Annotated in this window: 14 protein-coding genes and 1 pseudogene; 5 read left to right on the top strand and 10 right to left on the bottom strand. The window is 72.9% G+C overall.

The genetic code is table 11. From position 1 onward, the window contains the following. Window positions 1-168: 168 nt before the first annotated feature. The gene (locus TSO221_RS36175; RefSeq protein WP_199229723.1) at window positions 169-354 is read right to left on the bottom strand and encodes a hypothetical protein; all 186 of its coding nucleotides are present in this window, start codon (window positions 352-354) and stop codon (window positions 169-171) included. A gap of 65 nt (window positions 355-419) precedes the next feature. Between TSO221_RS36175 and TSO221_RS36170 the strand changes: the two genes are divergently transcribed. Further along, complete coding sequence (locus tag TSO221_RS36170; protein ID WP_199229722.1) at window positions 420-659, top strand: ATP-binding protein; 240 nt, start codon at window positions 420-422, stop codon at window positions 657-659. 28 nt (window positions 660-687) lie between these two features. Here the strand turns inward: TSO221_RS36170 and TSO221_RS32345 are convergent, their stop codons facing one another. The 4 genes from TSO221_RS32345 to TSO221_RS32330 all read right to left on the bottom strand — a co-directional run bounded on the left by TSO221_RS32345 (window position 688) and on the right by TSO221_RS32330 (window position 3,871). Further along, window positions 688-1,050 carry a hypothetical protein gene (locus TSO221_RS32345; protein WP_146208980.1) on the bottom strand — a complete coding sequence of 121 codons (363 nt, stop codon included), beginning with the start codon at window positions 1,048-1,050 and terminating at the stop codon, window positions 688-690. Window positions 1,051-1,238: 188 nt separating this feature from the next. Further along, window positions 1,239-2,621 carry an ATP-binding protein gene (locus tag TSO221_RS32340; RefSeq protein WP_109122585.1) on the bottom strand — a complete coding sequence of 461 codons (1,383 nt, stop codon included), beginning with the start codon at window positions 2,619-2,621 and terminating at the stop codon, window positions 1,239-1,241. Beyond that, window positions 2,618-3,283, bottom strand: coding sequence for a response regulator transcription factor (locus TSO221_RS32335; protein ID WP_109122584.1), 666 nt, complete (start codon window positions 3,281-3,283; stop codon window positions 2,618-2,620). The genes TSO221_RS32340 and TSO221_RS32335 overlap by 4 nt, the downstream gene beginning before the upstream one ends. 36 nt (window positions 3,284-3,319) lie before the next feature. Beyond that, window positions 3,320-3,871, bottom strand: coding sequence for a hypothetical protein (locus TSO221_RS32330; RefSeq protein ID WP_109122583.1), 552 nt, complete (start codon window positions 3,869-3,871; stop codon window positions 3,320-3,322). Window positions 3,872-4,197: 326 nt separating this feature from the next. On the opposite strand from TSO221_RS32330, the gene TSO221_RS32325 reads away from it, so the two are divergent. Genes TSO221_RS32325 through TSO221_RS32310 form a run of 4 tightly spaced genes read left to right on the top strand, consistent with a single transcriptional unit; the run spans window position 4,198 to window position 7,506 of the window. After that, window positions 4,198-4,788, top strand: coding sequence for a Crp/Fnr family transcriptional regulator (locus TSO221_RS32325; RefSeq protein ID WP_158284275.1), 591 nt, complete (start codon window positions 4,198-4,200; stop codon window positions 4,786-4,788). 29 nt (window positions 4,789-4,817) lie between these two features. Then, the gene (locus TSO221_RS32320) at window positions 4,818-6,194 is read left to right on the top strand and encodes a cation-efflux pump (protein WP_109122581.1); all 1,377 of its coding nucleotides are present in this window, start codon (window positions 4,818-4,820) and stop codon (window positions 6,192-6,194) included. Between the two features lie 24 nt (window positions 6,195-6,218). Further along, window positions 6,219-6,704, top strand: coding sequence for a YchJ family protein (locus TSO221_RS32315; protein ID WP_199229721.1), 486 nt, complete (start codon window positions 6,219-6,221; stop codon window positions 6,702-6,704). A 22-nt stretch (window positions 6,705-6,726) separates the two neighbouring features. Next, window positions 6,727-7,506, top strand: coding sequence for a YkgJ family cysteine cluster protein (locus tag TSO221_RS32310; protein ID WP_109122580.1), 780 nt, complete (start codon window positions 6,727-6,729; stop codon window positions 7,504-7,506). 7 nt (window positions 7,507-7,513) lie between these two features. Here the strand turns inward: TSO221_RS32310 and TSO221_RS32305 are convergent, their stop codons facing one another. The 5 genes and pseudogenes from TSO221_RS32305 to TSO221_RS35790 form a co-directional block, all read right to left on the bottom strand. Continuing rightward, window positions 7,514-7,876, bottom strand: a complete 363-nt coding sequence (locus tag TSO221_RS32305) for a zf-TFIIB domain-containing protein (protein ID WP_109122579.1) — start codon at window positions 7,874-7,876, stop codon at window positions 7,514-7,516. Further along, window positions 7,864-8,106: a hypothetical protein gene (locus TSO221_RS32300; protein ID WP_109122578.1), complete on the bottom strand. Its 243-nt coding sequence runs from the start codon at window positions 8,104-8,106 to the stop codon at window positions 7,864-7,866. Before TSO221_RS32300 ends, TSO221_RS32305 begins: the two co-directional genes overlap by 13 nt. Before the next feature lie 11 nt (window positions 8,107-8,117). Further along, window positions 8,118-8,615: pseudogene (locus TSO221_RS32295) on the bottom strand (flavin reductase family protein). An 11-nt stretch (window positions 8,616-8,626) separates the two neighbouring features. Continuing rightward, window positions 8,627-9,046, bottom strand: coding sequence for a DUF1924 domain-containing protein (locus tag TSO221_RS32290; protein WP_109122577.1), 420 nt, complete (start codon window positions 9,044-9,046; stop codon window positions 8,627-8,629). Window positions 9,047-9,068: 22 nt separating this feature from the next. After that, the coding region (locus tag TSO221_RS35790) for a hypothetical protein (RefSeq protein WP_109122576.1) at window positions 9,069-9,508 on the bottom strand (440 nt) is incomplete at its 5' end.

Raw genomic sequence — 9,508 nt, 5'->3', positions numbered from 1 at the left:
CCGAACCTCGCCAACGTGCAGAACCTCTCCGCCGGCATCGGCAACTTCGCCGGCCAGGGCGCCCTGGTCCGCCAGCGCTGAGTACCGGGTCACGTCTCTCCCTCCCCCTGACCTTGGCCCCGACCGGTTCGTCCGGCCGGGGCCTTCTCTTGGCCCGCCGGTCATCGGCTACAGTTGGACGCAGCTCAGCACGGCGCGCCGGCCGTTCGCCTCCCAACCGATCAGCGAGTGCATGTAGGTGAGCGGCCGGCCCAGCCCGTGCAACCGCACCCGGTTCACCAGTACTTCGCCGGTGCTGATCGTCTCGGCGTGGGCGCGGCGATGGCGCAGCGGGTCGACGTGATGCGCCGCCACGTCGACCACCACATGGCCCGTGCCCGCGCCGCCGCGGCGCGCGGCGTGCCCGGCGTCGCGACGGGATGTTGGCGCTGACGGTGGACGACGACGGTCCCGGCCTGCCGGTCGGACGCCGCGAGGCGGTGCTCGCCCCCGGCGTCCGCCTGGACGAGAGCACGCCGGGGTCCGGCCTCGGGCTTGCCGTCGTCCGGGACGTCGCCCGGCTGTACGGAGGCGACGTCCGCCTGACCGACTCCCCGCTCGGGGGGCTGCGGGCGGAGCTGTCGCTTCCACAGGCCGGGCACCGGGCGCGGCTGTCATGACGGCCCCGCGGACGAGCCGCTCGCCGGGTCAGTGCGCCAGCGGCTTCCAGCCGGTGTCGTCGAAGTGCTTGCCGTAGGCGTCGAGCGCCGTCACGACCTTCACCGCCCCGGCCTGGCGCTCGGCCCCCTTCATGCCCTCGACGCCCTCGTGGATCTGCGCCAGCACGATGTGCAGCTGCGCGTCGGCGGCGTCCGGCAGCTTGCAATTCTTCACGATCCGCTCGACCTGCGTCTCGATCGCCGCCGCCAGCTCGCCGTACCGGGCGGCGGGCAGCGTGTTCTTGTGGATCGGCTCCAGCGCTGCAGCCATGGCCGTCCGGATGCCCGACATCCCCGTGCGCAGGGACTCGTCGGTCGGCCACTTCCGGCCATGGTCGAGGGTCAGGGTCATGGCGCCGGCGTCGTGGGAATGATCGGCGGCGGCAAACACGGGGCCCGCGGCTCCAACAGCGAGGGCGGAAGCCAGAAGGACGGTGGCGAGGCGGGAGGTCGAACGCATGGGACAACTCCTTTGGGACGATGGAACGCGCGGGACGCGCGGATCGAGCCGGACGTTGTGCCCGCCACCTTACACCTCCCTTAAACGGTGCCGCTTTCCGGCACGCTCCGACGCGGCCGTGCATCCGCGGGCTGGGGCGCCTCCTTCGGGAAGGCCACCGTCACCGAAAGCCCCTGACCGCCGATCCCCTCGCCGAGCGTGAGGGCGGCGCCGTGCAGCGCGGCGATCCTCGCCGCGATGGAAAGGCCGAGGCCGCTTCCCGTCTCGCCACTGCCCGGCACCCGGTGGAAGCGGTCAAAGGCCCGTCCGCGCTCCGCCTCGGGAATGCCGGGGCCGTCGTCCGCCACCCGCAGCAGCACGCGCCCCTCCGCCACCACGACCGCCACGTCCACGCGTCCGCCGGGCGGGGTGTAGCGCACTGCGTTGTCCATCAGGTTGCGCGCCAGCACGCCCAGCAGGGCGGCGTCGCCCATCACCGTGGCCTCGGCAGCGCCGGTGTCGCCGACCAAGCCGAGGTCGACGCCTTTGCCGGCCGCCCACGGCGCCAGCCCGGCCACGCAGCCGCGGGCGGCTTCGTCCAGCCGGACGGGGGTCACGGGAAGGGCGGACTGCGGGTCGAGGCGGGCGAGGAGCAGGAGCTGCTCCACCAGCCGCGCCGCGCGATCGGCCCCCTCGACGACGCGGGCGATCGCCGCCCGCCGCCCGGCTTCCTCCGGCTCGGCCAGGGCGACCTGCGCATGGGTCTTGATGGCGGCAAGCGGCGTGCGCAGCTCGTGCGCGGCGTCGGCGGTGAAGCGGCGTTCCTTCTCCAGCAGCGCCCCGATCCGGGCGAACAGCCCGTCGAGCGCCCGCGCCACCGACCGCAGCTCGTCCGGCGCGCCGTCCGAGGCGAGCGCGTGGAGCGCGTCCGGATCGCGCCCGGCGACCTCGCGTGCGAAGGCGCGTAGCGGCGCCAGTCCCCATCCCACCGACAGCCAGACCAGCCCCGCCAGCACGGGCAGCGCAACGGCGAGGGGGTGCATCAGGTGGCTCACGACGCTGCCCGCCAGCGCGTCGCGGAGGTCGTGCCGCTCGGCAACCTGCACCGAGAGGCCGTGCGCGGGGTCGGTCAACGCGAAGGCGCGCCAGCGCACGCTGGCGCGCTCGATGTCGGCGAAGCCCTCGTCCACCGGCGCGAGCGGCCCGTCGGGCGCCCCGGCCGAGCGGCGCAGCACCCGGCCGGCCGCGTCCCGCACCTGGAAGAGGAGGACCCAGCCGTCGGCGTGCCCGGCGGGGGCCGATCCGGCGGGGGTGCCGCCGGGATCGACCGCCAGGAGTGCCGCGGACTGCCGCAGGTGGTCGTCGAGCATGGCCCCGATCGCGCGCCGGGCGTCCAGGTACGAGAAAAACGCCGTCGCCGTCCAGGCCAGCAGGACGGCGGCCGAGAGCAGCGTCAGCAGCCGGCGCCGCAGCGACGGGTTCACGCCGGCTCTTTCGGCACGAGGTAGCCGACGCCGCGCACGGTGCGGATCAGCTCCGGGTGGAGTTTCCGGCGCAGGCGGTGGACGTAGACCTCGATCGCGTTGCTCTCGACCTCGCCGCCCCAGCCGTACAGCGTGTCCTCAAGCTGCGCACGCGACAGCACCCGCCCGGCGTTGAGCAGGAGCGCCTCCAGGGTGGCGACCTCGCGCGGCAGGAGGTCCACGCGCTCGCCGTCCAGGGTCACCGTGCGGGTGGCCGGGTCCAGCGCGACGCGCCCGTGGCGGACCACGGGGGCGGCGACGCCCTTGGAGCGGCGGAGCAGGGCGCGCAGCCGGGCCTGGAGTTCCGCCAGATCGAACGGCTTGGCCAGATAATCGTCGGCGCCGGAATCCAGCCCGGCCACACGATCGCCGACGGCGCTGCGCGCGGTGAGCACCAGGACGGGGACCGGATTCCGGCGCGACCGCAGCCACCGCAGCAGCGACAGCCCGTCCATCTTCGGCAGGCCGAGGTCGAGGACCACCGCATCGTACGACGTCGTGCCCAGGGCGGCCTCGGCCTCCTCACCGTCCTGCGCCCAATCGGCGGTGACGCCGGCCTGTTCGAGGCCAGCCTGCACGCCGCTTCCGAGGAGCGGATCATCCTCCACCAACAGCACACGCATCCTCTGGTGCTCCCGTTCGGCGCCGATGATGACGAGTTAGTCGGCCTCGCTCGCCGAATGCGGCAGGACACGGCCGGTGGAGGCGTCGACCAGCCGCCCGACGATACGACCCGAGCGATCCAGCATGGCGAACTCGATGGCGTCGCCGCTGAACCCGACGCGCTGGATGGCGGTGAATTCGCCCGACGCCAGAGCCTGCCGGGCCGCGCGCGGAAGCAGGTCCAACTTCGGAGGGCTGGCGGTCCGCACGAGTGCCCGCAGGACGGAGCCGGCAACCCCGTCCGAGCTGGCCGTCTGCTCGACGATGATCCGTCCGGACCGCGGATCCACGTTCAGCCGCGACAAGGCTCCGCTGTCGAGGCGCACCCGGGCGAGGCAGGTCTCCGTTGCACACTCGATGGAGAGGACGCGTCCGTACCCCTCTCCGCTCAGATGCCGTGCGGCTTGGACGACGGGGACCGCCGCAGCGTCCAGGTCTCCGGCGACGGCATCCGGAGGCACGGCGATGGTGCCGGCCAGCAGCATCAGGCCGGCGGCGCCCAGGGAAAGCAGCGCGGTCGTGTCGTTATGGTGGTATTGTTTTGTCATGCCCGCCTCTCTGTCCGACGCTGAATTCCACGCGCCGATCCCATCGAGCGTGACTGAGGCGACCTGAGCGCAAGCTGAACGAAACGTTCATCTCGCGTTCATATCGGCATCGCAAGGCCGTTCAGCGACGGTTCAGGTGCGTCGCCGCATGGTCCGGCCCGATCCCGCCGCTGCGTTCGTCCATGCCCACGCTTCCACACGCCACAAACCTCCGACAAACGGCGGTCATTCCCCGGTCGACCCCGCGGAGGGAGAATCCCTGCCGGGCCTGCCCGCTCCTGCGCGAGGCGCTGCTGCTCGACCACGCGGAGTGCGGCCTCGCCACCATGGCCGCCCTTGATTCCCTGCTGCTGCCTGACGACACGCTGCTGGCCGAGGCCGGCACGTCGATCACGCATTTGCACCTGATCCGCAGCGGGCTGGTGGCGCTGATGCGCGACCTGCCGGATGGATCGCGCCGCATCCTGCGCCTGCTGAAGCCCGGCGACATCATCGGATTGGAGGGCTTGACCGGCGCGCCGCAGCCACACCGGGCCGTCGCCCTGCGCGAGAGCGCGCTGTGCCGGGTGCCAGTCGGCGCGGTGCAGGAGGCGGCCGACGCCTCACCCGCCTTTGCCCGGCGCCTGCTGGACCACTGGCGGACGGCCCTCGAACGCGCCGACATGGTCATCCTTGACTTCGGTCACGGCAGCGCCCGCCAGCGGGTCGCCCGGCTCCTGCTGTTCCTGGCCGCGCCAAGCGATGGCCGCTGCGCGACCTTCAGGCGCGGCGACATGGCGGCGGTCCTCGACCTCGCGCCGGAGACGGTCAGCCGGGTCCTCACCGGGTTCCAGCGCGGCGGCATCCTCGTCAAGCGCGATCCCAACCACTTCCAGGCCGACCGCGCCGCGCTGCGGGCGGAGGCGGAGCTGCCATAAGGCCGCTCCCACATCACAGGACCGTTGCCATGCCCAATGAAAAGCAGTCGGTCGCCCTGACCTCGATGGTCGCGAGCGCCGGGATGACCATCGGCAAGCTCACCGTCGGCCTCGCCACCGGAAGCCTCGGCGTTCTCTCCGAGGGCGTGCACAGCCTCCTCGACTTCGTCGCCACCGCGATGACCTACGCCGCCGTCCGGGTGAGCGACGCGCCGCCGGACGAGAACCATCCCTACGGCCACGGCAAGGTGGAGAGCGTCGCCGCGCTGGCCGAGACCGCGCTGCTCTTCCTGACCAGCGCCTGGATCGTGTTCGAGGCCGTCCAGCGCCTGCTCGGCCCGCACGTCGAGGTCGAGGCGACCTGGTGGTCGGTCGGCGTGGTCGTCGCCTCCATCGTCATCGACGCCTTCCGGGCGCGGGCGCTGTCGCGGGTGGCCAAGGAGACCAACAGCCAGGCCCTGGAGGCGGACGCGCTGCACTTCTCGTCGGACATCCTCAGCTCCTCGGTGGTCCTCGTCGGGCTCGGGCTGGTGTGGCTCGGCTACCCGAAGGGCGATCCCATCGCCGCCATCGGCGTGGCGCTGTTCGTCTGCCTGGCCGGCTACCGCCTGGGGCGGCGCACCATCGACACCCTCATCGACGCCGCCCCCGTCGGCGCCACGGAGCGGGTGCGCGAACTGGCCACCGCCGTCCCCGGCGTCGCCGGGGTGTGCAGTGTCCGCGTCCGTCCGGGCGGCAGCACGCTGTTCGTCGACCTCGATCTCCTGGTCAGTCGCCTGCTGCCGCCGGGGCGGGTAGCCGAGGTGCAGGAGGCTGTCGCCGCCGCCATCCGTGCCGCCATGCCGGAGGCCGAGCCGCGCGTGCGGACGCAGCCGCTCGCGCTCGACGACGAGACCGTCGCCGAACGCGTGGCCGCCATCGCCGGCCATCTCGGCCGCGCCGTCCACCACATCACGGTGCAGCGTGTCGGCGACTCGTGGTCGGTCGCCTACGATCTTGAAACCGACGGGAGCATGCCGCTGGCCGAGGCGCACGCTCTAGCGTCGGAACTGGAGGCGGCGATCCGCGCCGAGTTGGGCGACGCCGTCGAGGTGGAGACGCACATCGAGCCGCGTGGCGGTCACCCCGTGCACAGCCGCGACGCCGATCCGGCGACGCTGGAAACGATCCGTGCCCAACTGGCGGAAGCGGCCATGACCACGCCCGGTCTCCAGGACGTCCACGCTCTGCGGGTCCGCGAGGCGGATGGGCGGCTTTATGTCGTCTTCCATTGTCACGCCGACGCCGCTATGCCGGTGGCCGACGCGCACGAGGCGATCGACCGGGTGGAGCGGCGGGTCCGCTCGTCCTGGCCGGCGATCCTGCGCATCGTCGGCCACGCCGAACCGGCCCACGGGGCGGCGTGACGAAGACTGACCACGGAAGGAAGGATGGTTCCGTTGACCCAGTGCCCCTGCGGCTCCGGCCACGCGTTCGAAGACTGCTGCGGCCCGATCATCGCGGGCACCCCCGCGCCCACGGCCGAGGCGCTGATGCGCTCGCGCTACACCGCCTACGCGCGCGGCGACCTCGACCACCTCGAGCGCACCCACGCCCCGGAGATCCGCGACGACTTCAACCGCGCCGAGGCGGAGCGGGTGGCCGGCGAGGCGGACTGGCAGGGCCTGGACGTGCTGAACGCCGAGGAGGCGGAGGACGGCACCGCCACGGTGGAGTTCCGCATCCGCTTCCGCCGCGACGGCCAGGACCTCGCCCACCACGAACGCGCCAGCTTCCGCTGCGAGGACGGGCGGTGGCTGTACGTTCAGGGCGAGGTCAATCCGAAATCGCCGCCGCGCCACGTGGTCAAGATCGGCCGCAACGACCCGTGCCCCTGCGGGTCCGGCAAGAAGCACAAGAAGTGCTGCGGCGCCTGAGCCACGGACGGGGAGAGCGCGCATGGAACAGCGGTTCGCCTGCACGGCGTGCGGTGCCTGTTGCCACGGCTGGCTGCCGCTGACGCTCGACGACGCGGTGGCGTACGCCGGGCGTTTCCCGCTGGCGATGGTGTGGACGCCGCTGCGCCAGGGCGCCAAGGCGTTCGCGCACACGGCGCGCCTGGGCACCACGGTGCGGCTGCGCGACCGCAAGACGCTGGCCGTGACCATCGCGCCGACCGCCTACATCCCGCCATCGTTCCCCTGTCCCGAGCTGGCCGCCGACGGCCGCTGCGCCATCCACGCGGACAAGCCGTCGCGCTGCCGCACCATGCCGTTCTACCCCTACCGCGAGGAGGCCGACCAGGCGGACATGCTGGTGCCGCGCAAGGGCTGGGCGTGCGACACCTCGGCGGCGGCGCCGGTGGTCTACCGCGACCGCGTCGTCGTCGAGCGCACCGACTTCGACCGCGAGCACGAGCAGCTCCAACGCCAAGCCCCCATCCTGCGCGGCTACGCCGACTACGCGCTGAAGTACATGCCGTGGATCCTCGACAGCTTGGCCAAGGCGGCGGCGCGGCCGGCGGCCGGCGGGGTGGTGACCAGCCTCAGCTCGTTCCTGACCGCGACGCGGCGGCCGGACGCGGCGGCCCTGGCGGCCGGGCAGCAGCCGGTGCTGGCCGCCTTCGCAGAGCGGACGTCAGGGGATCCGGCGCTGGCCGACTACCACCGCAACTACGTCGCCTGGGGCAAGGAGATGGCCAGCATCGCCCGCCAGGCGGCGTCGGCGGAGGCGTGCTAGGCGATCCTCAGTCGACGATGTCGAGCACGCTCCGCCATCCACGCGGTTTGCCGTGCTTGTCATGATGCTCCGCGTGGCCGTGGTGGTCGCCCCACGGGCGCTTCCCGTGCCTGTGGTCTTCGTGGTGACCACCATGCGGCGGCGCTGCGGACCAAGGGGACGGCGCCGGGCCGCTCGGCTGACGATCCCTTGGCAGGAACGATGCCGGCTCCGGAGCAGCCTGTCGCTCCCGCTCGACGGCGAGAATCTTGTCGAGTTCTCCCCGGCCCAACCAGACGCCCTGGCACTCGGAACAGACGTCGAACTCCACACCGTGACGGAGCACGGCGGTCATTCCCGTCTTGCAGTTCGGACAGATCAGCAGCGACATCTCAGGGCTCCATTGGGAGGATCCGGATCGAACGCCTCGTCGGTCAATGACCGATGGAAGGCCATGTGGCACTCGCCGCATTCCTTCTGCGTCGCGGCGTGGGTGACGGGCGGCACGCGCTCCATCTCGTTGGCCCAGGCGCTGGAGACGGCGGTGGCGGCGAGCAGGAGGACGGCGGCGGTGACGATGCGCAGATGGGTGGGGCGCAGATGGGTGGGGCGCAGGGGCATGGGATCCTCCCTCAGGCGGCCAGCGCCGCCGGCCGCAGGGCGGCGTAGCGGCTGGCGAAGAACAGCAGCGGGTCGCCGTTGCGGTGCTCGAAGCGCTCGACCCGGCCCAGGAACATTAGGTGGTCGCCGGCCTCGAACACGTGTTCGACCGTGCATTCGAACCGCGCCAGCGCGTCGTGCAGCAGCGGCATCCCACCGCCGCCCGGCTCCCACCCCACCCCGGCGAAGCGGTCCTCGGCACGCGAGGCGAAGCGGTCGGACAGCGCCTGCTACCCGGATGCCAGGACGTTGACGGCGAAGCGCGGCGATTCGAGGAACAGCGGCAGCAGGGCGGAGCGCTGCATCAGCCCCCACAGCACCAGCGGCGGGTCGAGCGAGACCGAGCTGAACGAGTTGACGGTCAGCCCCACCGGGGCGCGATCGGGGGCGAGGGTGGTGACCACCGCCACGCCGGTGGCGAAGCGGCCGAAGGCGATGCGCAGGGCGCGGGGGTCGATGCTGTGGGTCATGGCGGGCTCGTTCACTGGCCGGACAGGTAGGTGATGAAGTCGCCCTTCTCCTGCGCCGTGCAGGCGCAGCCGAGGACGTTCGGGCAGTCGCGCTCGAAGCGCTTTTCCACCTCGGCCGGGTCGGTGAAGCGCTTGGGCACCACCGACACCGCCATCGGCGGGATGTCGCGGCCGGTCTTGTAGTGGCGGCCGGTGGCGGTCGGGGTCTGGGTGTGGCAGGCGGCGCAGGCGTTGGTCTCCGCCTTGCCGCCGGCGTGCGGGCCGAGGTAGAGGGCGCGCCCGCGCTCGGCCGAGAAGCCGGCGAAGCCGGGCGTCTCCTTGGCCGCCTGGGCGGCCAGCGTGTCGAGCAGGGCGGCGCGCGGGCCGCCCGCGGCGAAGGCGGAGCCGGCGGCCAGCGCGGCCGCCGCGGCGAGGATCAGGGGAAGCTTCATGGGTGCGGGTTTCCGTATCGGGTCAGGCGGTGGCGCCGAGCGGGCGGGGCCGCTTCAGGCGATGCAGGGCGAGGACCACGGCGCTGTGGCCGACGACGATCCACAGCGCGATCTCGCCCAGCGCCTCGTGCAGGTCCTCCACCAGGGTGACGAAGTCGGCGACGGCGCCGGTCAGCGCGGTGGCGCCGACGCCGACCAGCAGCGCCGCGGCCATCCAGGGGATCAGCGGGCTGCGGCCGGCGCGGGCCTGCGAGTCGCCGGCGGCCAGCCGCACGATCCAGCGGCGCAGGTCCTCGGTCGAGGGGCGGGGGAAGCGCAGCGGGCTGCCGTCGGCCGCCGTCAGCCCGGCGATGACGCGCGCCGCCAGCGCCGCCAGCGCGGCGTAGCCGGAGAAGACGTGCATGCGGTAGGTGTCCTCGTCCCCGGTCAGGTAGGCGACCAGGAAGGCGCCGGACAGCGTGG

The sequence above is a fragment of the Azospirillum sp. TSO22-1 genome, from assembly GCF_003116015.1.
Lineage (GTDB): Bacteria > Pseudomonadota > Alphaproteobacteria > Azospirillales > Azospirillaceae > Azospirillum.
Note: the sequence above shows the minus strand (reverse complement) of the source record. Positions and strands in the feature narration are given on the sequence as shown.

Excerpts from the sequence above, each read along its gene's own strand:
- TSO221_RS36170 (WP_199229722.1), top strand. The coding sequence starts at position 420 with ATGTTGGCGCTGACGGTGGACGACGACGGTCCCGGCCTGCCGGTCGGA.
- TSO221_RS32345 (WP_146208980.1), bottom strand. The coding sequence starts at position 1,050 with ATGACCCTGACCCTCGACCATGGCCGGAAGTGGCCGACCGACGAGTCC.
- TSO221_RS32335 (WP_109122584.1), bottom strand. The coding sequence starts at position 3,283 with ATGCGTGTGCTGTTGGTGGAGGATGATCCGCTCCTCGGAAGCGGCGTG.
- TSO221_RS32330 (WP_109122583.1), bottom strand. The coding sequence starts at position 3,871 with ATGACAAAACAATACCACCATAACGACACGACCGCGCTGCTTTCCCTG.
- TSO221_RS32325 (WP_158284275.1), top strand. The coding sequence starts at position 4,198 with ATGGCCGCCCTTGATTCCCTGCTGCTGCCTGACGACACGCTGCTGGCC.
- TSO221_RS32320 (WP_109122581.1), top strand. The coding sequence starts at position 4,818 with ATGCCCAATGAAAAGCAGTCGGTCGCCCTGACCTCGATGGTCGCGAGC.
- TSO221_RS32315 (WP_199229721.1), top strand. The coding sequence starts at position 6,219 with ATGGTTCCGTTGACCCAGTGCCCCTGCGGCTCCGGCCACGCGTTCGAA.
- TSO221_RS32310 (WP_109122580.1), top strand. The coding sequence starts at position 6,727 with ATGGAACAGCGGTTCGCCTGCACGGCGTGCGGTGCCTGTTGCCACGGC.
- TSO221_RS32305 (WP_109122579.1), bottom strand. The coding sequence starts at position 7,876 with ATGTCGCTGCTGATCTGTCCGAACTGCAAGACGGGAATGACCGCCGTG.
- TSO221_RS32300 (WP_109122578.1), bottom strand. The coding sequence starts at position 8,106 with ATGCCCCTGCGCCCCACCCATCTGCGCCCCACCCATCTGCGCATCGTC.
- TSO221_RS32290 (WP_109122577.1), bottom strand. The coding sequence starts at position 9,046 with ATGAAGCTTCCCCTGATCCTCGCCGCGGCGGCCGCGCTGGCCGCCGGC.